Origin of the sequence: Citrobacter sp. Cb023 (genome assembly GCF_030336805.1) — a bacterium.
Lineage (GTDB): Bacteria > Pseudomonadota > Gammaproteobacteria > Enterobacterales > Enterobacteriaceae > Citrobacter > Citrobacter braakii.
Genome location: NZ_JAOWCV010000032.1, coordinates 234,561 through 259,140, shown reverse-complemented (window position 1 = coordinate 259,140; position 24,580 = coordinate 234,561). Strand labels below are relative to the sequence as shown.

Sequence of the window (24,580 nt, the reverse complement as noted above, 5' to 3'; positions counted from 1 at the left end):
GACTTCTGATGGCGCGCCGGTTTTCTATTGCTCAAAAGGCTAAGTAAGAGGCGGTCGATTACAGGAACATCCCGCCAGAGACTTCGATACGCTGTGCCGTCATCCAGGCCAGCTCATCGCTGAGCAACGCAGCAATGGCGTCGCCAATATCGTCCGGTAACCCAACACGCCCCAGCGCCGTCTGCGATGCAATGTAGGCATTCAATTGCGCATTATCCCGTACGTTGCCGCCGCTAAAATCCGTCTCGATTGCCCCAGGCGCAATAATATTCGCCGTAATGCCGCGCTCTCCCAGCTCCTTCGCCTGGTAACGGGTTAACACCTCCATCGCCCCTTTCATGGCAGCGTAAGCGCTGTAACCCGGTAGCGCAAAACGCGACAATCCGGTCGAGACATTAAGAATGCGTCCGCCGTTGTTGATCAGCGCCAGCAGGTTCTGTGTCAGGAAAAAAGGTCCTTTAAAATGGATGTCCAAAAGCTGGTCAAATTGCGCCTCAGTGAACGCCGGATACGGTGCGTTAATACCAACTCCGGCATTGTTCAATAAATAATCAAAGGTGTCGCTTTGCCAGTGCGTTTGTAGGGTTTCCTGCACCTGTTTGACAAACTGAGGGAAAGTGGAAATATTTCCGACGTTCAACGGTAATGCTGCAGCTTTACCGCCAGATTGGCGAATTTCATCCACAACCTGCTGCGCTTCTTTTTCATTGCTGTTCCACGTCAGGATGACACCAATGCCTTTACTCGCCAGCTTTAGCGCCGCGTTTTTACCGAGTCCACGGCCGCCGCCGGTCACCAATGCGATACGTTGCGTCATAAGAAACCTCATTTCAGGTGTTGTGAAGATTGAGACAAAGCTTATTAGGTGGTAGAAAAACAATAAATACCGCTAACTGCGCATTACTGTTTCATTTAGAACAACAATAGGGCATGAGAATGGATAAAATTCACGCAATGCAGTTGTTCATCCGCGTCGCAGAACTGGAGAGCTTTTCGCGCGCGGCAGACACCCTCGGACTTCCTAAAGGTAGCGTATCGCGTCAAATCCAGGCCCTGGAAAATCATCTGGGCACACAGTTGTTGCACCGCACAACCCGCCGCGTTCAGCTCACGCAAGACGGCATGATCTATTACGAACGAGCGAAAGATTTGTTGAGCAATCTCGATGAACTGGATGGGCTATTCCATCACGACCCGGCCAGCATCAGCGGCAAGCTGCGCGTCGATATGCCGGTTGGTGTGGCGAGAAATCTGATGATGCCCCGCTTACCGGCCTTCTTGCATCAGTATCCGGGACTTGAGCTCGAACTTAGCAGCAGCGACCGCCTGGTGGACTTGATCCGCGAAGGCTTCGACTGTGTGGTACGCGTGGGAACGCTGAAAGATTCAGGGCTGATTGCGCGCCCGCTGGGGAAACTCACGCAGATTAACTGCGCCAGCCCGCAATACCTCGCCCGCTTTGGTTATCCGGAAAGCCTGGAGGATTTAGCCTCGCATGCGGTGGTTCACTACTCAGTCAATTTGGGAACACGTGCGCAAGGCTTTGAAGTGGCGACAGACAACGGTGCTAAATGGGTTAAAACCGGCGGCATGCTGACGGTGAACAGTACCGAAACGTATCATGCGGCATGTCTTGCCGGTCTGGGCATTATTCAGGTACCGCGCGTGGGCGTGCGTGATGCCCTGCGCGCCGGTACGCTGATTGAAGTATTGCCGCAATATCGCGCCGAACCATTACCGGTTTCATTGCTCTATCCGCATCGCCGTAACCTCTCCCGCCGCGTACATCTGTTTATGGAATGGCTGACCGGCGTGATGAAAGACTATGTGGACTGACAAGCTATACTGTCCTGAGAATGAACAGAACAAGGATTACTGCCCTGATGACGCAGGAAAAAGAGATTAAACGCCCCATTCAGGAACTTGAGCACGCACCAATCCCAAAAATTGAGACCCTGGAGCGTAAGAATACAGAAACCAACGGTAAGACCAACCAGGCGCTGAAAACCGCCCTGACCTTCGCCGATAAAATTCAACGTCAGCCCATGATTGCCCATCTGATTCGCGCCGCGGAGAGATTTAACGATCGTATGGGAAATCAGTTTGGCGCCGCCATTACCTACTTCTCGTTTCTGTCGATGATCCCTATCCTGATGGTGTCGTTTGCCGCCGCGGGTTTTATTCTCGCTTCGCACCCTACGCTGTTGCAGGATATCTTCAGCAAAATCCTGCTCAACGTCAGCGATCCGACACTCGCCTCCACGCTGAAAAACACCATCAATACCGCCGTTCAGCAACGAACCACCGTCGGTCTGGTGGGTCTTGCCATCGCGCTCTATTCCGGAATTAACTGGATGGGAAACCTGCGCGAAGCTATTCGTGCCCAGTCGCGGGATGTCTGGGAGCGGACCCCACAGGATCAGGAAAAAATTTGGGTCAAATATCTGCGTGATTTTGTCTCATTGATTGGTTTACTGATTGCGCTGATTGTTACGCTGTCCATTACCTCCATCGCCGGTTCCGCCCAGCAGATGATTATCTCTGCGCTGTATCTCGACGGCATCGAATGGCTGAAGCCCGCCTGGCGGCTGATCGGCCTGACCATCTCTATTTTCGCCAACTACTTGCTGTTCTTCTGGATTTTCTGGCGGCTACCGCGTCACCGACCGCGCAAAAAAGCGCTCATTCGCGGCACGTTTATCGCGGCACTGGGGTTTGAAGTCATCAAAATGATCATGACGTACACGCTGCCATCACTGGTGCAATCGCCGTCAGGCGCGGCGTTTGGTTCCGTACTTGGCCTGATGGCGTTCTTCTACTTCTTCGCCCGTCTGACTCTGTTTTGCGCTGCCTGGATTGCCACAGCAGAATACAAAGACGACCCGCGTATGCCGGGGAAAACCCACCGCTAATCTTTGTTAACTGCCGGATAACGCTGCGCTTATCCGGCCAACCCAATGCTTACGTCGAAATTCTGCGCATTATCAGAATTAAAATCCAGCCCGTAACTTTTGTTTAACCCAAAACCAGTTTTATCATCCAAGTTTTAAATTATGTGAAGCATTTCATGGAAGTGAAATCTCCAGCCTAAAAATTATCCCCTTTTTGCTCTGTTTTTGACCAATCGCAAGGTTTGTTACAGATTGAAATGTCTCTTTTGCTGTGCGTAATATGACCTTTCGTTCGACCAAAAATAAGAAAATATTATGCAAGCAACAGCCACAACGCTCGACAACGAACAGGAACACACCCCGGTCAACTCGCGTAATAAAGTCGTCGTCGCCTCACTCATTGGCACTGCCATTGAGTTCTTCGACTTCTATATCTACGCCACCGCCGCGGTGATCGTGTTCCCCCATATCTTCTTCCCGCAGGGGGATCCGACCGCGGCAACGCTGCAGTCCCTCGCCACCTTTGCCATCGCCTTTGTGGCACGGCCTATCGGTTCTGCTGTGTTCGGGCATTTTGGCGATCGCGTAGGGCGTAAAGTCACGCTGGTTGCCTCACTGCTCACTATGGGGATCTCGACGGTTGTCATTGGCCTGCTGCCGGGTTATGAAACTATCGGTATTTTCGCCCCGCTGCTGCTGGCGCTGGCGCGTTTTGGTCAGGGTTTAGGACTGGGCGGTGAATGGGGCGGCGCGGCGTTACTGGCGACGGAAAACGCACCGCCGCGTAAACGCGCGCTGTACGGATCATTCCCGCAGTTGGGCGCACCTATCGGCTTCTTCTTCGCCAACGGCACTTTCCTGCTGCTCTCCTGGCTGCTGACCGACGAGCAGTTTATGAGCTGGGGCTGGCGCGTACCGTTCATCTTCTCTGCGGTGCTGGTGATTATCGGTCTGTACGTTCGCGTTTCGCTGCATGAATCCCCGGTCTTTGCCAAAGTGGCTGCGGCGAAAAAACAGGTGAAAATCCCGCTGGGTACCCTGCTGACAAAACATGTCCGCGTGACGATCCTCGGCACGTTCATCATGCTGGCGACCTATACGCTGTTCTATATCATGACCGTCTATTCCATGACGTTCAGCACCGCCGCGGCGCCTGTAGGGCTTGGCCTACCGCGTAATGAAGTGTTGTGGATGCTGATGATGGCGGTTATTGGCTTTGGCGTCATGGTGCCGGTGGCAGGCCTGCTGGCCGATGCGTTTGGTCGTCGCAAGAGCATGCTCATCATCACCACGCTTATTATTCTGTTTGCGCTGTTTGCCTTTAAACCGCTGCTCGGCTCTGGCAATCCGGTGCTGGTGTTCGCCTTCCTGTTGCTTGGTTTGAGCCTGATGGGTTTGACATTTGGTCCGATGGGCGCGCTATTGCCGGAGCTGTTCCCGACCGAAGTGCGCTACACGGGGGCGTCGTTCTCGTACAACGTTTCGTCGATTCTTGGTGCTTCCGTTGCCCCTTACATTGCCGCATGGCTGCAGGCGAATTACGGCCTGGCGGCGGTAGGTACGTATCTGGCATCAATGGCGGCGCTAACGCTGATTGCGCTGCTGTTAACCCACGAAACCCGCCATCAGTCATTGTGATTCTTTGGTTGTAAGCACCGTCTGCGGCCTACGTTGAGCATGAAATGTAGGCCGCAGAAGCGAAGCGTTAGCGCCATCCGACAACGGCAAAAATCACTTCTTCATTTGCGACAAAATGGTCCGGCATTGATTAGCGTCTCCTTCAGAAGGTGAAATCAGCGCCAGCAAGGCCGCCGCGGGCGTCACTAACGTTGCCAGCGCGGCAGCAACCGCACCGCGCGCAATCAGCGGCCCGGCCTTCACACCGGCCTGCGGATTCTTAAAGGTGCCGCGAACATACAGCGGCGAACGCAGGGTAATAATACGAATGCCTTTGCTCTCCGGATCGATGGTTAAATCCAGTTGCTCCGACGCAAAACTCGCCGTACCAGTGACATTAATGACCGCGTTTTCCGTGTCGAAGGCAAAAATCTGCGGGCGGGCTACGCCGTTAACAATATCCAGATTCGCCGCCGCGCAGTTCACCCGCACCTCGTCATCACCAAATATCTGTCCAACAAGATAGTTGCCCAGATTCAAGCCAACAATTTCCATCAGATTCCGGCTGATCAAACCGTCGTTCATCAGCAGCTTCAGGTTGCCATTGCTGTTACCAAGCAGCGCCGCTACCGAGTTTCCGCTCCCGCTAAACCTGGCGTCACCGTTCATTTCACCGAGCGTTTTCTGCATCAGCTCCACATCCGGCATCAGCGCTTTTAGCTTCAGGCGGCGAGCCTGGATGTCCGCCTGCCCCCGCATCGGCTTTTTATCCCCTTCCAGATGGATGCTGGAGACAATGCTGCCTCCCGCGAGGCCAAATTTCAGCGGCTGCAGGCGCAGGTCGGCATTTTTCAGGATGATATGGGTGGAGAGATCGCTGATCGGCAGGCTACTGCCGTGCTCAATACGCCGTCCTTTGAAACGTACGTCAGCGTCCATCACGTTCCATTTGTCGGTTTCAAAACGGTCATACGGCAAGACCTTGTCCGCGGGCTGGACGCTCTTCTCTCCTTTGCGCTGTTCAGATTGTTTGGCCCGCTCCGCCCCTTTGCCTGAATCCACACCGATCAGCGGCCCCAAATCAGCCAGCCTCAGTTGGCGTGACTCAACATCCCCTTTCAGCATTGGGCGCGGCTTACCGGTGGTATAGGCCAGCGTTCCGTGAATATCGCTGTCGCCAATTCGGCCATTAAAATCGCGGTAATCAAAAACAGAGGATTTTTCCGGGTCAATTTTCGCGACCAGATGTCCGTCGGTTTCAAACGGCGGCGTATCCGGGAGCAGCACGCCGGTCAAATCGTACAAATCCCCTAGCGAATCTCCCGAGAATTTAAGCCGCAGATCCGCCCCGCCCATATTCATCGGATCGTTTATCGTACCCATAAACGCCACACGCGTATTACCCGAACGGAAATCAGCCTGAATCGGGAAAGGGGTTCCTTCACCGCGCAGCGCCAGCATTCCGCCTATTTTCCCGGTACCGCTTAGCGGTTCGCCGTTATATCGGCCTTGCGCTTTCAGACCAAACACGTAGTCCTCAATGTGGGCGTTGCTCTCTTTACTTTTTGCGCCAGTCACTTCGCTAAAGGGCAACGGCTTACCCAGCGGATCGACCAGGATCTCAATCTCTGACTTCGTCACCTTATCGTTAATGGCGATGCGACCTTGGTCGAACAGAATGTTATCCAGCCGGAAAGACCAGGCTGATGGCGGCGCTTTGGGATCGCGGTTTTCATCCCCTGCCAGGTTAAAGGTCCAGTTATTGTTTTCCTCCGACAGGCGGATAAGCCGTGCATCGGGTTTTACCAGCTTGATCCACGGGAGCCAGACGGTTTTTGTCAGCAACGCCAGTGGGGCGAGCGTTGCTTCAACGCGCGGGAGATGCACCATGGTGACGTCAGGAATGTCCGGCGGGTTGCCGAGGATGATATCCTCAGCATGAACATGCGGCCACGGAACCCAGCTACGCCAGCCGGTTTCCTGTTTTTGGCGTTCCCAAACCACGCCCAGGTCACCCCGTATGGCGAAGGGACGGTTGAGTTCTGTAGAGACTTTCTGGTTGATGGTCGGTTTGAGCCGGTTCCAGTCAAATGTCGCAATCACGATGATGAGTACGACGATCAACAACAAGAAAACCCCTATTACTGAAGTGGTTATTTTGCCTGTTCTCGTCATGTTTAACCTCCTTACTTTCTTCCTTGCCTGTCCTAAAGATAGTCCAGCAGAGGAAAGGAGGCGCTCTACATCCTTATCAAAGCGACAGAATTACGTCTTCAAGGGTATCCAGAGGCACTGGACGAGAGAGAAAATAGCCTTGCGCAGCGAAAGCCGGCGAGTTTTGCACATCACGCCACTCTTCCAGCGTTTCAACGCCTTCGACAATCACACCACGGCAATAGCGGTTCATCAGCTGTAACAGCAGCGTAAAGAGATTGCGGCCCTCCGGCGTCTGGCGCAGCATGACAAACAGATCCCGCGCCACTTTGATATAGTCGTAACTCACTTCGCTCAGAGCCGAGAAGTTTGCCATTCCGGTACCAAAATCATCCAGCCAGAGCGGGCCAAACTCGCACATTGAGGCGAACGACGAACCCTTCGGCAAGCGGATATGCTCCACCAGTTCAAAGCGCAGCCACGGCAGACATTCGATGATTTTCAGGATTTCGGGATCCTGGCGCATTGCAATCAGCGTTGGCCCGTCGACATTCACGGATGCCAGCAGATCGTGGGCTTTGAAAAACGCCCCTTTTTGTTCAAGCTGTACAAGCTGCTCTTTCACCACATCTACACGATGTCGTACGGCCACTTCGGCGAAATAGCGGTCCGGCGCGATACGTTGGGAGGGGTTTTCAGGATGGCTCACGACAGTCAGCAGCTCAACGGCCATCAGCCGTCCGTTAGTCTGATAAATCGGCTGGTAGGTGTAAGCACGCTCGCACTGCAGCCAATAGCGTCTCTCCTGCAAGTTTTCAATACTCGCATCGAGCGTAATTAGCTGCTGGGTAACCTGCTTTATCATCTGAGATGTCCTGTAAATAAGAGTGTGACTGACCGGACTCGTCAAAGGTTATCGGCGCTCAGGCGAAGAACTTTACGTTCAGCCCTACGCAAAATAGAAACTAAGCGGCAAAAAACGACGCAGAACACGTGCTGGCTCAAAAAAATAATGGAACGATGTTTTAATATAGTTGACCACTTACCACCCACAGCGCACACTAACGCTAATTTTTTTCAGAGCAGGTTACGACTATGTCCAGAAAGATTGCCGTGATTGGCGAATGCATGATTGAGCTGTCACAGAAAGGCGCTGACGTTCAGCGCGGATTCGGTGGCGACACGTTGAATACATCCGTTTATATCGCCCGTCAGGTCGATGCTGCGGCACTTTCCGTACACTATGTGACTGCGCTGGGTACCGACAGTTTTAGCCAACAAATGCTGGAATCCTGGCAGAGCGAAAATGTGGATACCTCATTAACCCAACGCATGGAAAACCGCCTGCCGGGCCTCTATTACATTGAAACCGATAGCACCGGCGAGCGCACCTTCTATTACTGGCGTAATGAAGCCGCCGCAAAATTCTGGCTTGAGAGCGAACAGTCCGCCGCTATTTGCGAAGAACTGGCGACATTTGACTATCTGTATCTGAGCGGAATCAGCCTGGCTATTTTAAGCCCGGCAAGTCGTGACAAGCTGCTGTCGCTGCTGCAAGAATGCCGCGCCAACGGTGGAAAGGTCATTTTTGACAATAACTACCGCCCACGTCTGTGGAGCAGTAAAGAAGAGACCCAGCAGGTGTATCAGCAAATGCTGGAATGCACCGATATCGCGTTTCTGACGCTGGATGATGAAGACGCGCTGTGGGGTGAAAAACCGGTTGCCGAGGTGATTGCCCGTACTCACGCGGCTGGCGTACAGGAAGTGGTTGTGAAACGCGGTGCAGACTCTTGCCTGGTTTCCATCGCAGGCGAAGAACTCATCGACGTTCCGGCCGTAAAACTACCGAAAGAGAAGGTTATCGATACGACCGCTGCGGGAGACTCCTTCAGCGCCGGGTATCTGGCGGTACGTCTGACCGGTGGCGATGCCGCTGATGCCGCAAAACGCGGCCACCTGACGGCAAGCACCGTTATTCAGCATCGTGGGGCGATTATTCCTCGCGACGCCATGCCGCAGTAATCTGGCGTTCTGGCAGGCCGGATTAGACGTTAACGTCGCGTCCGGCCTGCAGGTCACGATTCCCTTATTGCACCGGCGGGATGTCCGTCACTTCAGAATGTGATTCATCCGTTTCTACCGACGTTGCCGCGGCGGTAGCCGGCGCCATAATGCTATCCCACGTCGCCTGCAGATCCTTCATATTGAATTCAGGTTCACCCTTCGGCTGCAACAGAATTAACGCCATATCTTGCGACAGTTGCTGACGCAGGTCCTGATTCAGCATCTCAACACTCAGGTTGTTCAGGAAGCTTTGGCGTAAACGCTGATACTGTTCAGGCGCAATATCCACGACCTGGTTTTGCAGCGAGCGCAAACGCTGGCTGATCAAAATATCGGTATCGGTGCGACCATAGGTGGCAAACAGCTTCTGCAGTTCCAGATTCTTTTGCGCCACCAGCGCATTAAATTCTTCTTCCGGCAGCCCCTTATCGCGCACTTTGGCCAGCTCACGCGCAACCGTGCTGAGGTTCGCGTTCAGCTTACCGTTCGGTGATTCAACGTTAATGGCACATTGCGCGCGCAGGAACAGCACCCGACAGTCAAAGCCAAGGCCAATGTCTTTGGCATTGTTTTTGGTGAGCTCCTGCTGAATGTGCCAGAACAACGCCTCACGGGCTAAATCAGCGCGCCAGTAACGTAACAGCGCGGCAGATTCACGGATCGGCTGCCACGGCGTATCCCACATAATAGACAGGCGATCCTGACGTACCGCATCGGTCATTATGCTTACGGCCTCTGCACGCAGCGGAGAGAGCGTGGGTACCGGCGCAGGCGTTTCACGTTTACCTTTTAATTCGCCAAAGGTTTTATTGATTTGATCAGCCACGCTGCGCGCATCTACGTTACCGACGATAATCAGCGTCATCGCATCCGGGGTATACCATTTCTGGTAGAAGGACTGGATTTTCGTCGCATCAACAGGCGTTTTCAGCGGATCGGCAGGATCGTGACCCAGCAGCGTCGATCCCTTCAGACGATAGCGCCACCATCCCTCTTTGGTATCTGACGGCCAGGTTGCAACCATATCTTCGCTACTCAGCGCATGATTGACCGATTCAGGGGTGATGCTCAGATTACCGGAAATATTCGCCAGATAAGAAAGTGACTCTTTCAGCAGATCGTTGCGGCTGTTAGGCAGACTGAGGTTATACAGCGTGGAATCATAGGAAACGATAACGGGCGGCATGGGACGACTGGGATCGAACCCCTGCTGCCACAGAGAACGGGCTTGCGTAGCATCGAGGCCACCGCTTTGCGTCAGCGCGATACGCGGGATCGCATGGCTGAAACCACTCTGTTGTGTACTTTCGGTGAGTGAACCGGTATTGACCAGCAGGCGAACCTCAATACGGTCGCTGGGGCGCTGGGGAGTGGCTAAGACTTGCCACTGTAAACCATTTGCCAGCGTGCCCTGTTGCCACGCCGGGTCAGGCTGGAGCGCATCTGCCTGCACATAGCCGGCAGTGGCCATCATCAGCAAGCCGCCCGCTAAAAGTCGAATTTTTGTGCCCTGCATGTGAACCCCTGATCAACTATCCTGGAAATAAAAAGACAGCCCGCGAGAGGACTCTCTGAATATGACGTTAAAAACACTTCGTGTTAGACCGCAAGAACATAAAAATGTCACGGAGGAAGTGAAAAAATCCCGACGCCGCCGAATCGGCGGTTTCAGGCACAGGGGTTAATTATGCGCAAACGCCCGCAGTCCTGGAAGGGACTACGGGCATAAGTGGAGAGATTAAGAGGATATTTCGTGCGTTTTGCCATCCGGCGCACGATTATTCAGCACATCATCCAGCTTTTTATGGTCCAGTTCTTTCACCCATTTCGCTACTACAACAGTTGCCACACCGTTACCGACCAGGTTAGTCAGCGCACGGGCTTCAGACATAAAGCGGTCAATACCGAGAATCAGCGCCAGACCAGCAACCGGTAAATGGCCCACAGCGGAGATAGTCGCGGCCAGAACAATGAAGCCACTCCCGGTCACACCCGCAGCACCTTTTGAAGAGAGCAGGAGCACCACCAGCAGGGTTATCTGATGGAAAATATCCATATGGCTGTTGGTGGCCTGAGCGATAAATACCGCCGCCATCGTTAGATAGATTGATGTCCCATCGAGGTTAAACGAGTAGCCCGTGGGTATAACCAACCCGACAACCGACTTGCGACAGCCCAGTTTTTCCATCTTATCGAGCATACGCGGCAGCGCGGACTCAGAAGAAGAGGTGCCCAGAACGATCAGCAGTTCTTCACGGATATAGCGGATGAATTTGAAAATGCTGAAGCCGGTTGCGCGCGCAATCGAGCCCAACACCACAACCACAAACAGAATACAGGTGATGTAGAAACAGATGATCAACTGACCCAACTGCACCAGCGTCCCGACGCCATATTTACCGATGGTAAAGGCCATGGCACCGAAAGCACCGATCGGCGCCAGGCGCATGATCATGTTGATGATGCCAAAAATAACCTGCGAGAAGCTTTCAATCACGTTGAAAATCATCTGGCCTTTGCTACCTAAACGATGCAGCGCAAAACCAAACATAACCGCAAACAGCAATACCTGCAGGATGTTGCCACTGGCGAACGCGCCAATGACGCTACCCGGGATAATATCCATCAGGAAGCCTACGATCCCCTGGTCTTTTGCCTGTTCGGCGTAAATCGCAACCGCTTTAGCATCCAGCGTCGCCGGATCGACGTTCATACCGGCACCGGGTTGTACCACGTTGACGATGATAAGGCCGATGATCAGCGCAATCGTACTGACAATTTCAAAATAAAGCAGTGCAACCGCACCGGTGCGGCCTACGGCTTTCATACTTTCCATGCCTGCAATGCCGGTCACGACAGTACAGAAGATGACAGGTGCGATGACCATTTTGATGAGCTTCACGAAAGCATCACCAAGTGGCTTCATTTGGGCGCCTAATTCAGGGTAGTAATGGCCAAGGAGGATACCTATGGCAATTGCTGTCAGGACCTGAAAGTAAAGGCTTTTGAATATAGAGGTTTTCATAGGGTGTCCTTAAAGTAAAAACCACAGGTCTTGTAAGGTTTTGTTTAACCTGCGGCCTTAAAGTAACACCCACACAACATGACAGAAATGCGCCTGGATCATAATTGATACAGAAATGTTAAAAATTTTGAGCTGGCTCGCACAAGCGAGGCCTTTTTTAACTTTTGTAATCAGCGTTTTTCGGCGTCAGATAACGTTCTTCGAAGATATTCGCCGGAACCGGCCGGGCAAACAGGAACCCTTGTGCCACTTCTACCCCCGCTTGTGATAACCATTCGCGTTGCGCTTCGGTTTCGACGCCCTCAGCGATCATCTGCAAATTGAGGCTATGCGCCAACTGAATGATGGCGGAGATCATGCTGCAATCTTCAGGGACGCCATCAACAAACATCTTATCGATTTTGAGTACATCCACCGGGAGCGACTTCATGTGCTGCAGTTGTCGCAGACCCGCATACCCCATACCAAAATCGTCCAGCGCGATACGCACGCCCGCGTTGCGCAGCGGGCGTAAAATAGCCACAGCGGCATTAGGATCATCAATGTGCCGGCTTTCGGTCACTTCCAGAATCAACGTCCCAGGCTTGATGCGATAGCGGTTTAGCAACTCCAGCAGATCCGACACCATACTCGGATGCATCAGCTGTAGCGCAGACAGGTTCACCGAGAGCGGCAGCATCAGGCCGCGTTCCTGCCAGGCTGACAGCTGGCGGCATGTCTCCTCCAGCACCCAGTAACCGACCGTCACCATCAGGCCACAGGACTCAATCCTGTCAATTAACCCTTCTGGCAACTCCCAGCTTCCGTCTGGCTGCTGCATTCGCAATAATGCTTCTGCGCTCAATACCTTACCGCTGGACATCTCCACCTGCGGCTGCATCCAGAGCGCAAACTGATGGTTATCCAGCGCGGTAAGAATATCGTTCTCTTCCGTCAAACGCTGTTGCGCCTCTTCCATCTGCAACGGGTCAAAGAACTGAATCCGGTTTTTACCCTTGTGACGCGACGTTAACACGGCTGAGAGTGCGCGGTGGTAAAGCTGTTCTGCGGTCAAATCGCCATTAAACATCGCCACCCCAATGTTGCAGGTTGGACGAAGTTGAATGCCCTGAATCGGTAATCGCTCGTTAACGATAGTGAGTACTTGCTGACCTAGCGTAATAGCGTGCCAGGGTTCTTTCACACCATGTGCGATGATGGCAAAGTCATAGCCGCTCACCTGGGTAAGCACCATTCTGGGGGCCAATACTGACTTCAGCTTTTCAACCAGCGTAAGCAGCAGGATTTCCCGCTGGGTCTCGGATAACACACCCGCGGTATCACGCAGGGTTTCGCAGGTGACAATCATCAACGCCGTTGTCTGCTGGCGGTTCACAACCTGCTCCAGCAGCGCCATCAGAAACGACTTGTTGGGCAGCTCAGAAACCGGGAATCGCATTGAATGGTCGCTTTGCTCTTCGCTGCGGCGCTGAATCAGTTGCTGATTGAGGTTGTAGCTACGCACCAGCAGGCCAATCTCGTCGTCCTGATGCAGACGCGGCAATGCCAGCTGATAGCCAATCAGATCCTGCTGGGGAATGTCGTTCAGCTCACGCGCTATTTTACGTAATGGATGCAAAATCAATCTGTTAATACACCATGAGATGGCTACCGTGAGTATTAACGAGAGAAGTAAGTAAATGGTCACTAACGTGGAGAGCGTACTCATCACAAACTTGTACATACGGTACGAGTCCGCCTGCAGCACCAGATACGCCAGCGGTTGCGGATTCGCTGAACGCTCAAGAGAATAGACCGGCAGCGAAATTTGTACCGGAAGTTCAAACAGGCGAGTCACCGTAACCGGAACCGGGCGTTCAGGAATAAAGCTCATCCGCAGCGCCTGAAACTGATTCGGAAGCACCACATCGGCGCGACTGACCACGCCTGCTGGTCGAATACTTCTTAAAATAGCTTCTGCTTCGGGAATATCCCCTTTCAGGATCGTGCCCGACAGAGGCTCACGGACGGAGCGAGCGATACTTTCCAGTTGCGTAGCCGTGTTGTAGCGATTCTGCTGGACCAGATGGAACAACAAAACGGTGCAAAAAATAAACACAAACACCATAACAACAGCCGCAACCATTGCCATCTGCTTAATTGTTAACGAGCGACTGACACGCAAACTGACTCTCCACGGATAGACGAAACTGCCGTCAGAGTATACCCGATCGTAGCGGTATTAAGAGAGGCGGTATCTGAAAACTTCCCAGCATGCATTATCCCGACAGGATAGGCACCTGGCGACGAGATTTATCTGCATTTAAGCCGAAAAAGGCCGCAAGGTTCCCCCCTGCGGCCTGGTTCGGGCGCATGTTGCCATCACGGCAGACAGACGCCCGCAAGGTGCATTACTTCCTGTTACGCAGCCAGCTCACAATCAGGCTGGCAATAATGCCAGCGATGATCGGAGCCGCTAAATCGTGCCAGAAGGCCACGCCTAACTGTGCGAGCGTCATATAGCCGCCTGTGTTGCAATGGCAACTGTTCACGGCTATTCTTGAGTTGTTCAGGTTCAAGTTAGCCCCCGTTTTGTTGCCAGGTTTATACCGAACAACGTGCGGGGGTTTTCTCTTTCCAGCAACCTATGCCGCCGGGGATCAAGCCCCCGCAACATTGCGCCTCACCGGGAATTCCCGGCTTGCCGCTGATTCTACGGTAGCCCACTTGCCATATCACTGCGCAATACACGGCTCTGCGTAGCGCCTCGCATTTCACCTGTTTTCTCACCATTACGCTGGAAAGATTCTTGCCAGTTGGCAACATTCCTGCCTCTCTTCAATACAGAAAAAGACATATCTCATTGATATCTATACCTTCATTTTCTGGCACAGCGATTGCTATTTGACTGTGAGCTGTTTTGTTCCGAATCAAAGGAGATATCATGTCTGACTGTCGTACTTACGGATTCAACACCCAGATCGTTCACGCGGGGCAACAACCCGACCCTTCTACTGGCGCGCTCAGTACGCCTATTTTCCAGACTTCAACGTTTGTTTTTGACAGCGCCGAACAAGGTGCCGCCCGCTTTGCGCTCGAGGAGTCCGGGTACATTTACACCCGTTTGGGTAACCCCACCACCGATGCGCTGGAGAAAAAGCTGGCGGTACTGGAAAGAGGTGAAGCCGGGCTGGCAACCGCATCCGGTATTTCTGCCATCACCACCACGCTGCTGACGTTGTGCCAGCAGGGCGACCATATCGTTTCCGCCAGCGCGATTTACGGCTGCACCCACGCGTTTTTGTCGCACAGCATGCCGAAGTTTGGGATTAACGTCAGCTTCGTCGATGCGGCAAAGCCTGAAGAAATCCGCGCCGCCATGCGCCCGGAAACCAAAGTAGTGTATATCGAAACACCCGCTAACCCGACGCTGTCGCTGGTCGACATTGAAACGGTAGCCGGTATCGCCCATCAACAAGGCGCATTGCTGGTGGTGGATAACACCTTTATGTCACCGTACTGCCAGCAGCCTTTACAGCTAGGCGCGGATATTGTGGTGCACAGCGTCACTAAATATATCAACGGTCACGGAGACGTGATTGGCGGGATCATTGTTGGTAAGCAGGAGTTTATTGACCAGGCGCGGTTTGTTGGTCTGAAAGATATCACCGGCGGCTGCATGAGTCCTTTCAACGCGTGGTTGACGCTACGCGGCGTTAAAACACTGGGTATACGTATGGAACGCCACTGTGAAAACGCATTGAAAATCGCCCGCTTCCTCGAGGGGCATCCATCCATTACCCGCGTTTATTATCCTGGCTTGTCTTCACACCCGCAGTATGAGCTGGGCCAGCGACAGATGAGCCTGCCAGGAGGAATTATCAGCTTCGAAATCGCTGGCGGCCTCGAGGCTGGCAGACGGATGATCAATTCTGTAGAATTGTGCCTCCTCGCGGTCAGTCTCGGTGATACCGAAACCCTCATTCAGCACCCAGCGTCTATGACACATTCGCCCGTTGCGCCAGAGGAACGGCTTAAAGCAGGTATTACCGACGGGCTTATCCGTCTTTCTGTGGGTCTTGAAGATCCAGAAGATATTATTAACGACCTTGAACACGCCATCAGAAAGGCAACATTCTGACCATTATGACCTGAACCGACGCCGATCGGTTCAGGTTGTTGAGAATCAAGGCACAACAGTCTGGTAATACGCGCAATCCTGTTTCGGGGAGAGCGCGTATTTTGGGCAGGGGGTTCTATGCAGGACGACACATTACAACTAAGCAACAATACAGCAACCACCGTACCATTCTCAAAGAAAATACCGTTTACGAAATATGACTTTGGCTGGGTATTACTGTGTATCGGTATGGCAATTGGTGCCGGAACGGTACTGATGCCGGTACAAATAGGCTTAACAGGCATTTGGGTATTTATCGTCGCCTTTATTATTGCCTATCCAGCAACCTATATTGTGCAGGATATTTATTTAAAAACATTATCAGAAAGTGAAACTTGTAATGACTATACCGATATTATCAGTCATTACCTGGGAAAAAACTGGGGTGTATTTCTTGGCGTCATCTATTTTTTGATGATTATTCACGGCATATTTATCTATTCCTTATCCGTGGTTTTTGACAGTGCCTCATATATCAAAACCTTCGGCTTAACCGATGCCGATCTTTCACAATCGATAATCTATAAAGTGGCCATTTTTGCCGTGCTGGTGGCCATTGCTTCCGGGGGAGAAAAGCTGCTGTTTAAAATCTCCGGCCCGATGGTGGTAGTCAAAGTGGGGATCATCATCGTGTTTGGTTTTGCGATGGTTCCGCACTGGAACTTCGCTAATATCAGCGCATTCCCTGAAGCATCGGTCTTCTTTCGCGACGTGCTGCTGACCATCCCGTTCTGCTTCTTCTCGGCGGTGTTTATTCAGGTGTTGAACCCAATGAACATCGCCTACCGCAAGCGGGTAGCGGACCGGGTTCTGGCCACCCGCATGGCAATACGCACACATCGCATCAGTTACATTACGCTGATTGCGGTCATTCTGTTTTTCTCATTCTCTTTTACCTTTTCTATTAGTCATGAAGAGGCCGTTTCAGCCTTCGAACAAAATATTTCCGCACTGGCGCTGGCAGCGCAAGTCATTCCTGGGCAAATTATTCATATCACCTCAACGGTGCTAAATATCTTCGCCGTATTAACCGCATTCTTTGGTATTTATCTGGGGTTCCACGAGGCGATTAAGGGTATTATTCTTAATGTTCTGAGCCGCGTTATTGATGTGGCGAAAATTAATCCCCTGGTGCTTACGCTGGGTATTTGCACCTTTATTGTTATCACCCTGGTGATCTGGGTGTCATTTCGTGTATCGGTACTGGTGTTCTTCCAGTTGGGTAGCCCACTTTACGGGATTGTGTCGTGTATTATTCCGTTTTTCCTGATTTATAAAGTAACGCAACTGGAAAAACTACGCGGGCTGAAAACCTGGCTAATCCTGTTGTACGGGATCCTGCTGTGCCTGTCGCCATTATTGAAGCTGATTGACTAATCCGTTTACAGCGCCGTCAGTCACTGACGGCGCTTAACTCACACTCTCCAGTTGATAGCTGCGAATTTTATTCAGTACCGTGGTATGTGACACCCCCAGCGCTTTAGCGATATGCCGCGACGACACATTCTCTTCCACCATCTGTTCAATAAGCTGGCGTTCAGCACACAAAACCTGTTCTTTAAAAGGACGCTCTGTCGGCGTCAGCTCAACGGCAGGCAAATTCACCATCCCTAATTCTTCCCGCGTAATGACATCGGATTCCGCCATCAGCATCAGGCGAATGATGGTATTTTCCAGTTCGCGAACGTTTCCCGGCCAGGTGTGATGATGCAGGGTATCAAAGCAGGCTTTATCCAGAATGATCCGTCGTTGGAATTCCTTCGCGTATTTCTGCACAAAGTGGCGAATCAATAGGCTGATATCCTGCGGGCGCTCCCGCAGGGGCGGAATGGTCAGTGAAAGTACATTGATGCGGTAATAGAGATCGGCGCGCAGCAGACGTTGTTCCACCATCTCTTCCAGATTGGCGTTGGTTGCCACAATAATGCGTACATTGACCGGAATAATTTGCGCCCCGCCAACGCGACGGATCCCGCCATCCTGAAGTACGCGCAGTAATTTAGCCTGTAAGCTCAGCGACATTTCACCAAATTCATCGAGAAAAAGGGTGCCTTTATCGGCCATTTCAAACAGCCCTTTTTTGCCTTTACAATCTGCACCGCTAAAAGCTCCTTTCTCATAGCCAAAGAATTCACTCTCCATCAACGACTCAGGTAGCGCAGAGCAGTTGACAGGAATAAACGGATAAAAACGTCGCTGCCCGGAATTATGGATAGCCCGGGCAAGCAGTTCTTTGCCAGTACCCGTATCGCCGCGGATCAAAACGGTATATTTGCTGTCGGCAATTTTTATCGCCTTTTCGATAAGCGAGTGCATGCTCTGGCTGCTACAAATAATGTCAGAGAAATAGCGCGGGCGTTCCGGCTCAGGCGTTGACAGTTCGCTTATCTCTTCACACAGGTAAGCGACGTTAATAATATCGGCGCGCCGGCCTAAACAGGATTGCACGCAGGAAATATCCTGTAACTGGCGGCACCAGGATTTAATCAGGATCCGTCCAGGCGTGACTTTCATGGAGATGATATTGATATCGCAGCAGGAAAATTCCTTCAGGACATCCTCAACCATCGACAGACGATCAATTGTTTTAATATCCCAGCGTATCGTGACCACATTTGCTCCTGACAGTTAGCAACTGCGAAATAGATATTTCTGTGACGAGAGGAAATCTGACTACATTTTAGACGCTATGGAATAATGTTCTGCCAGAGGACTCACATTGTGGACGTAAAAACAAAATATAAAAAAACCGGAGCACAAGGCTCCGGTTATCAGGTCATAACCCACGTTTATTGCTGTGGATTTTCATCCTGGTCAACAGCGAAACAGGCCACGAGTTGTCCACCGTAATCCTTCAGCTGCGGCTGAAGCTGGGTACACGGACCAAAACGCCGACGGCAGCGGGCATTGAACGCACAGCCCGGCGGTGGATTCAGCGGGCTTGGCAGCTCACCGGTCAGCTTGATACGCTCGCGGCGATCGTCCGGGTTCAGGCGCGGCGTCGCAGAGAGCAGCGCCTGCGTATACGGATGACGCGGATTATTGAAGATCTGATCCTTCGTTCCTTTTTCCACGCAGCGGCCTAAATACATCACCATCACCTCATCGGCAATGTGCTCTACCACCGACAGGTCATGCGAGATAAAGACGTATGACAGCCCCAGTTCCTGCTGCAAGTCCATCATCAGGTTCAGCACCTGCGCACGAACAGAAACGTCCAGCGCCGAGACCGGTTCGTCGGCAATCACCACGTCGGGATCAAGCATCAGCCCGCGAGCGATGGCAATACGCTGACGCTGACCGCCGGAGAACATATGCGGATAGCGGTCGTAGTGCTCGGTTTTTAGCCCCACTTTCGCCATCATCGCCAGTGCTTTTTCACGACGCTCCTCTTTGCTTAGCGTGGAGTTGATCAGCAGCGGCTCTTCCAGAATCTGCCCTACTTTCTTGCGCGGGTTCAGGGAACCGTAAGGGTTCTGGAACACAATCTGGATTTTCTGCCGGCGCAGCTTCTGCGCCTGCGGGTCGTGCTTAAGCAGATCCTGCCCCTGGTAATACAGCTCGCCGCCGGTCGGGACTTCAATCATCGTCAGCAGGCGGCCAAGGGTGGATTTCCCACAGCCTGACTCGCCTACCACCGCCAGCGTTTTGCCGCGTTCCAGCGTAAAGGAGACGCCGTCCAGCGCTTTCACCAGGCGTTCCGGGGCGAACATCCCCTTCTTCACCGGGTAGTGTTTTTTCAGGTCAATTGCCTGCAACAGCGGCTGTGGCAAAGCGGCCTTTTGCGTACTCATAGCCCAGGCCTCCCGGCATCATCAAGTGGGTAGTGGCATTTCGACTGACGACCGCCTTCCAGCAGGTTCAGTTCAGGTTCTTCAGCGCGGCATTTGTCAGTCGCATAGGGGCAGCGCGGGTTCAGTAAACAACCGGTCGGGCGGTCATATTTACCTGGCACCACGCCCGGCAACGAAGCCAGACGCGCTTTATCCTGAGCGAACTCCGGCAACGCGCGCAGCAACGCCTGGGTATACGGATGACGCGGCGCGCGAAAAATATCCTGCGCGGCCCCGGCTTCCACTACCTGCCCGGCGTACATCACAATGATTTTGTGCGCCGCTTCGGCCACCAGCGCCAGGTCGTGCGTGATTAAGACCAGCGCCATGTTCTCTTTTTGCTGCAATTCCAGCAGTAGCTCGATGATCTGCGCCTGAATGGTCACATCCAGCGCCGTTGTCGGTTCGTCGGCAATCAACAGCTTTGGACGACAGGCAATCGCCATCGCGATCATCACGCGCTGGCTCATCCCACCAGACAACTGGTGCGGATAGACATCCAGACGCGAGGCCGGATCGGGGATCCCCACCAGCGTCAACAGGTCAATCGCCCGCTGAATACGCGTTTTTTTGTTGCCGCCCTGGTGCACCTTAATGGCTTCCATAATTTGGTAGCCGACGGTGTAGCACGGGTTAAGGCTGGTCATCGGGTCCTGGAAGATCATCGCCACTTCCGCGCCCACTAACTGGCGACGCTCTTTCTCAGAGATGCGCTTCAGGTCACGGCCATTAAACTCCAGATTTTCGGCCATAACGCGACCTGGGTAGTCAATCAGTCCCATGATCGCCAGCGAGCTGACGGACTTACCAGAACCGGATTCCCCTACAATGCCAACCACTTCACCCTGGTTCACGCTGTAACTAATGCGGTCTACGGCACGGAATTCGGACCCCACATCGCCGAAGTGCACCGATAATTTATCTACATTTAATAACGCCATCTCGAACCTCTTACTGCTTCAGTTTGGGATCGAGCGCGTCACGCAGACCGTCACCCATCAGGTTAAATGCCAGCACCGTCAGCAGGATTGCCAGCCCCGGGAAGGTCACGACCCACCAGGCGCTTTGGGCAAATTGCAACACGTCAGAGAGCATGGTGCCCCATTCCGGCGTAGGCGGCTGTGCGCCCATCCCCAGGAAGCCGAGGGCAGCCATATCGAGAATGGCGTTAGAGAAGCCAAGCGACGCCTGAACAATCAGCGGCGCAAGACAGTTAGGAAGAATATTGACGAACATCTGGCGCATCGCACCGGCTCCGGCCACGCGGGATGCGGTAACGTAGTCGCGGTTAACCTCCACCAGGACGGCGGCGCGCGTCAGACGCACATAGTGCGGCAATGCCACGAACGTCAGCGCCAGCGCGGCATTGCCAATCGAGGGCCCAAATACCGCCACCAGCACCAGCGCCAGTAGCAGGCTCGGCAGTGCCAGCATGATATCGACCACACGCATGATGACGTTATCGACAATCCCGCCAAAGTAACCGGCAATCAGCCCGAGAATCACGCCCATCAGCAGGGAGAGCACCACCACCAGACAGCCGACCAACAGAGACAAACGCGCACCGTACATCAGGCGGGACAGCACATCGCGGCCCACATCATCAGTACCAAACAGATGCGCCATGGTACCGCCTTCCTGCCACGCAGGAGGAGCCAGCAGCGTATCGCGGAACTGCTCTGCCGGGTTGTACGGCGCGAGGACGTTGGCAAAGACCGCAATCAGGATCATCACTACAACGTACACCAACCCAACAACCGCACCTTTGTTGCGTTTAAAATAGTGCCAGAACTCCTGCAGCGGGGTCATGGGCACCGGTGCAGCAATAACTTTATTTTCAGTAACCTGTGACATGATGGCCCCTTACTTCCTATGCCGAATACGCGGGTTCACCACGCCGTACAGCAGGTCTACCAGCAGGTTGACGAGGATAATCATCGTCGCGACCAGCAGCACCCCGCCCTGTACCACTGGATAATCACGGCGTTGTAGCGCATCGATCAACCAGCGTCCCAGTCCCGGCCACGAGAAAATAGTCTCGGTCAGGATCGCCCCAGCCAATAACGTACCGACCTGCAGGCCGATAACGGTCACAACGGGCAGCATCGCGTTACGCAGAGCGTGAATGATGATGACGCGCATACGGGTCAGGCCTTTGGCGCGTGCGGTACGAATGTAATCTTCACCCAGTACTTCCAGCATCGATGAACGAGTCATACGCACAATTACCGCCAGAGGGATGGTGCCAAGCACCATTGCCGGCAGGATCATATGCGCCAGCGCATCGATAAAGTTGCCCTCTTCACCCCAAATGGCGGTGTCAATCAGCATAAAACCGGTCAGGGGATTGGAATCATCAAGGAACACCATGTCGCTCACCCGACCGGAAACCGGCGTCAGGTTCCACTGCACGGAAACCAGCATGATCAGCATCATGCCCCACCAGAAAATCGGCATGGAGTAACCCGTCAGCGCCAGGCCAACGGCAGTGTGATCGAAAATGGAGCCGCGCTTAACGGCAGCAAGTACACCCACCGGAATACCCACCGCAACGGCGAAAATCATCGCGCAGACGCCAAGTTCCAGCGTTGCTTTAAAGCGAGGAACGAACTCTTCCCACACCGGTAATCGGCTTTTCAGCGAGATACCTAAATCACCATGCATAACCCCCCAGATATAATGGAGGTACTGCTGCCACATCGGTTTATCCAGACCGAGTTCAGCCAACAGTTGAGCATGACGCTCAGGGGAAATTCCACGCTCACCCGCCATGATCATTACCGGATCGCCGGGGATCATATGAACGAAAGCAAAGGTGAGAAGAGTGATACCGATAAACGTGGGGATGACGAGTCCCAAACGTCGGAGAATGAACTGCAACATAACCCGGATTCTCTCTAATGACGCACGGCCTGGAACCGTGAATCTGTATTGCTCACAAATCTTATCTCCCCCTCCAGCGAGAGGGAGATAAAGCATTACTGTCAGGTGGCGCTACGGTGACCCGACTTAACGGTCCGTAGCGCTGCCTGGCTTGCTTTTAATTATTCGACAGAGACGTTTTCGAAGTGATGTTTGCCTAATGGATCAACCACATAGCCTTTCACTTCTTTACGCACTGGTTCATACACGGTGGAGTGAGCAACAATCAGAGCCGGGGCCTGATCGTGCATAACAACCTGAGCTTGCTTGTACAGTTCAATACGTTTGTTGTGATCGTCGGTCGCACGCGCCGGCTGGATCAGATCTTCAAACGGCTTGTAGCACCAGCGAGAGTAGTTGGAACCGTCTTTCGCTGCCGCACAGCTGAACAGGGTGGCGAAGAAGTTGTCCGGATCCCCGTTGTCACCGGTCCAACCCATCATCACCGCCTGATGCTCACCCGCTTTGGCGCGTTTCAGATATTCGCCCCACTCGTAGGTCACAATCTTGGCCTGAACGCCGATTTTCGCCCAGTCAGCCTGAACCATTTCCGCCATACGGCGGGCGTTCGGGTTGTAAGGACGCTGTACCGGCATGGCCCACAGCTCAACGGTGAAGCCTTTATCCTGACCCGCTTCCTTCAGCAGCGCTTTAGCCTTTTCAGGATCGTAGGTGTAGTCTTTAACGTCGTCGTTATAGCCCCACATGGTCGGTGGGATCAGGTTTTTCGCGGCAACGCCAGCGCCCTGATATACCGCTTTAATGATGGCTTCTTTGTTCACCGCGTAGGTCAGCGCCTGACGGACTTTCACGTCATCAAACGGTTTCTTCTCGGTGTTGAAAGAGAGGTAGCCAACGTTCAGACCAGCCTGCTCCATCAGGTTAATGTTTTTATCCTGCTTCATGCGCGCGATATCTGCCGGGTTCGGGTACGGCATCACCTGGCACTCGTTCTTCTGCAGTTTGGCGTAACGCACGGAAGCGTCAGGCGTAATGGAGAAGACCAGACGGTCAATCTGTGGCTTGGTGCCCCAGTAACCTTCGAATGCTTTATACAGAATACGGGAGTCTTTCTGGTACTGCTGCAGCTGGAACGGACCGGTCCCAATTGGGTTCAGATCCACTTTCTCCGGGGAGCCGGCTTTCAGCATGTTGTCTGCATATTCTTTGGAAAGAATAGAAGCGAAGTCCATCGCCAGGTCAGCCAGGAAAGGCGCTTCCGGGCGAGTCAGCACGAACTGAACGGTTTTATCGTCCACTTTTTTCACTTCGGAGATCAGATCTGGCAGACCCATCCCTTCGAAGTATTCATAGCTACCGCCAGAGACTTTGTGGTACGGGTTCTGGGCATTTTTCTGACGATCGAAAGAGAACACCACGTCATCGGCGTTTAAATCGCGCGTCGGTTTGAAATCTTTGTTGTCCTGCCACTTCACGCCCTGGCGCAGGTGGAAGGTATAGGTTTTACCGTCTTCGCTGATTTCCCACTTCTCAGCAAGGCCCGGGATCACTTCAGTTGTACCGGTTTTGAACTCGACCAGGCGGTTATAGATCGGTACGGAGCTGGCATCATAGGTCGTGCCAGAGGTGAAAAGCTGTGGGTTAAAGCCTTCAGGAGATCCTTCTGAACAATAAACCAGAGTTTTAGCCTGTACGCTTGCGGCGCAGGTCATAGCCACCAGGCTCAGACCAAGCTTCAGCATCCCTGACTTCTTCAAGGAAATACTCATTCTTCTGCTCCAAATGTGATGTTTGTTGTTTTACCCTTTGCAGTGGGTTTGCACCGCCTGGCCTTTTTTGTTTTTTACCCGGCCGGGTCGGCGTTAAGAGGATAGGGATTCCGTTCACATAAGCGACTGAGTTGCAGTGCGGATTCTCCATGAAATGCCCCTCATGCCCTACAATCTGTCAA

The 24,580-nt window shown here is 53.0% G+C and carries 20 protein-coding genes; 6 read left to right on the top strand and 14 right to left on the bottom strand.

Features of this window, described 5'->3' with window-relative positions; all coding sequences use genetic code 11:
• Window positions 1-58 precede the first annotated feature (58 nt).
• The gene (locus tag OGW44_RS07680) at window positions 59-817 is read right to left on the bottom strand and encodes an SDR family NAD(P)-dependent oxidoreductase (protein WP_016157705.1); all 759 of its coding nucleotides are present in this window, start codon (window positions 815-817) and stop codon (window positions 59-61) included.
• Window positions 818-936: 119 nt separating this feature from the next.
• Between OGW44_RS07680 and OGW44_RS07675 the strand changes: the two genes are divergently transcribed.
• From OGW44_RS07675 to OGW44_RS07665, 3 genes are all read left to right on the top strand, one after another.
• Window positions 937-1,836 (top strand): LysR family transcriptional regulator, encoded by a 900-nt coding sequence (locus OGW44_RS07675; protein ID WP_185654922.1) that lies wholly within the window; start codon window positions 937-939, stop codon window positions 1,834-1,836.
• A gap of 47 nt (window positions 1,837-1,883) precedes the next feature.
• Window positions 1,884-2,912 (top strand): inner membrane protein YhjD, encoded by a 1,029-nt coding sequence (gene yhjD, locus OGW44_RS07670; RefSeq protein WP_016154892.1) that lies wholly within the window; start codon window positions 1,884-1,886, stop codon window positions 2,910-2,912.
• A gap of 294 nt (window positions 2,913-3,206) precedes the next feature.
• On the top strand, window positions 3,207-4,529 hold the full coding sequence (locus OGW44_RS07665; RefSeq protein WP_003023312.1) for an MFS transporter: 1,323 nt from the start codon (window positions 3,207-3,209) through the stop codon (window positions 4,527-4,529).
• Between the two features lie 93 nt (window positions 4,530-4,622).
• Here the strand turns inward: OGW44_RS07665 and OGW44_RS07660 are convergent, their stop codons facing one another.
• Together OGW44_RS07660 and pdeH are read right to left on the bottom strand one after the other, a co-directional pair.
• Window positions 4,623-6,683 carry an AsmA family protein gene (locus OGW44_RS07660; protein ID WP_075848062.1) on the bottom strand — a complete coding sequence of 687 codons (2,061 nt, stop codon included), beginning with the start codon at window positions 6,681-6,683 and terminating at the stop codon, window positions 4,623-4,625.
• Window positions 6,684-6,759: 76 nt separating this feature from the next.
• Complete coding sequence (pdeH, locus tag OGW44_RS07655) at window positions 6,760-7,527, bottom strand: cyclic-guanylate-specific phosphodiesterase (protein WP_016157708.1); 768 nt, start codon at window positions 7,525-7,527, stop codon at window positions 6,760-6,762.
• Between the two features lie 230 nt (window positions 7,528-7,757).
• Between pdeH and kdgK the strand changes: the two genes are divergently transcribed.
• Entirely contained in the window at window positions 7,758-8,687 is a 930-nt protein-coding gene (gene kdgK / locus OGW44_RS07650; protein ID WP_016157709.1) for a 2-dehydro-3-deoxygluconokinase, read from the top strand.
• Window positions 8,688-8,751: 64 nt separating this feature from the next.
• Here the strand turns inward: kdgK and OGW44_RS07645 are convergent, their stop codons facing one another.
• The 4 genes from OGW44_RS07645 to OGW44_RS07630 all read right to left on the bottom strand — a co-directional run bounded on the left by OGW44_RS07645 (window position 8,752) and on the right by OGW44_RS07630 (window position 14,252).
• The gene (locus tag OGW44_RS07645) at window positions 8,752-10,245 is read right to left on the bottom strand and encodes a M16 family metallopeptidase (protein ID WP_047415873.1); all 1,494 of its coding nucleotides are present in this window, start codon (window positions 10,243-10,245) and stop codon (window positions 8,752-8,754) included.
• Window positions 10,246-10,467: 222 nt separating this feature from the next.
• Entirely contained in the window at window positions 10,468-11,754 is a 1,287-nt protein-coding gene (gene dctA, locus OGW44_RS07640) for a C4-dicarboxylate transporter DctC (RefSeq protein ID WP_003023301.1), read from the bottom strand.
• Between the two features lie 157 nt (window positions 11,755-11,911).
• Window positions 11,912-13,918 carry a biofilm formation regulator HmsP gene (hmsP, locus tag OGW44_RS07635; protein WP_032931922.1) on the bottom strand — a complete coding sequence of 669 codons (2,007 nt, stop codon included), beginning with the start codon at window positions 13,916-13,918 and terminating at the stop codon, window positions 11,912-11,914.
• A 226-nt stretch (window positions 13,919-14,144) separates the two neighbouring features.
• Window positions 14,145-14,252 carry a type I toxin-antitoxin system toxin Ldr family protein gene (locus OGW44_RS07630; RefSeq protein WP_016154898.1) on the bottom strand — a complete coding sequence of 36 codons (108 nt, stop codon included), beginning with the start codon at window positions 14,250-14,252 and terminating at the stop codon, window positions 14,145-14,147.
• A gap of 425 nt (window positions 14,253-14,677) precedes the next feature.
• Between OGW44_RS07630 and megL the strand changes: the two genes are divergently transcribed.
• Both megL and OGW44_RS07620 read left to right on the top strand, forming a co-directional pair.
• Window positions 14,678-15,874, top strand: coding sequence for a methionine gamma-lyase (gene megL, locus OGW44_RS07625; RefSeq protein ID WP_003023295.1), 1,197 nt, complete (start codon window positions 14,678-14,680; stop codon window positions 15,872-15,874).
• A gap of 117 nt (window positions 15,875-15,991) precedes the next feature.
• Entirely contained in the window at window positions 15,992-17,290 is a 1,299-nt protein-coding gene (locus OGW44_RS07620) for an SLC5/6 family protein (protein WP_185654921.1), read from the top strand.
• Window positions 17,291-17,323: 33 nt separating this feature from the next.
• Here the strand turns inward: OGW44_RS07620 and OGW44_RS07615 are convergent, their stop codons facing one another.
• The 7 genes from OGW44_RS07615 to OGW44_RS07585 form a co-directional block, all read right to left on the bottom strand.
• The gene (locus OGW44_RS07615; RefSeq protein WP_016157713.1) at window positions 17,324-18,526 is read right to left on the bottom strand and encodes a sigma-54 interaction domain-containing protein; all 1,203 of its coding nucleotides are present in this window, start codon (window positions 18,524-18,526) and stop codon (window positions 17,324-17,326) included.
• A gap of 176 nt (window positions 18,527-18,702) precedes the next feature.
• Complete coding sequence (dppF, locus tag OGW44_RS07610; protein ID WP_003827418.1) at window positions 18,703-19,707, bottom strand: dipeptide ABC transporter ATP-binding subunit DppF; 1,005 nt, start codon at window positions 19,705-19,707, stop codon at window positions 18,703-18,705.
• The gene (gene dppD / locus OGW44_RS07605; protein ID WP_016154901.1) at window positions 19,704-20,687 is read right to left on the bottom strand and encodes a dipeptide ABC transporter ATP-binding protein; all 984 of its coding nucleotides are present in this window, start codon (window positions 20,685-20,687) and stop codon (window positions 19,704-19,706) included. Before dppD ends, dppF begins: the two co-directional genes overlap by 4 nt.
• Window positions 20,688-20,697: 10 nt before the next feature.
• Window positions 20,698-21,600, bottom strand: coding sequence for a dipeptide ABC transporter permease DppC (gene dppC / locus OGW44_RS07600; protein WP_016154902.1), 903 nt, complete (start codon window positions 21,598-21,600; stop codon window positions 20,698-20,700).
• Window positions 21,601-21,609: 9 nt separating this feature from the next.
• Window positions 21,610-22,629, bottom strand: coding sequence for a dipeptide ABC transporter permease DppB (gene dppB / locus OGW44_RS07595; RefSeq protein ID WP_016154903.1), 1,020 nt, complete (start codon window positions 22,627-22,629; stop codon window positions 21,610-21,612).
• Between the two features lie 161 nt (window positions 22,630-22,790).
• A complete protein-coding gene (dppA, locus tag OGW44_RS07590; RefSeq protein WP_016154904.1) occupies window positions 22,791-24,398 on the bottom strand; it encodes a dipeptide ABC transporter periplasmic-binding protein DppA in 1,608 nt (535 codons plus the stop codon).
• Window positions 24,313-24,549, bottom strand: coding sequence for a hypothetical protein (locus OGW44_RS07585; protein WP_137398959.1), 237 nt, complete (start codon window positions 24,547-24,549; stop codon window positions 24,313-24,315). Before OGW44_RS07585 ends, dppA begins: the two co-directional genes overlap by 86 nt.
• Window positions 24,550-24,580: the final 31 nt, after the last annotated feature.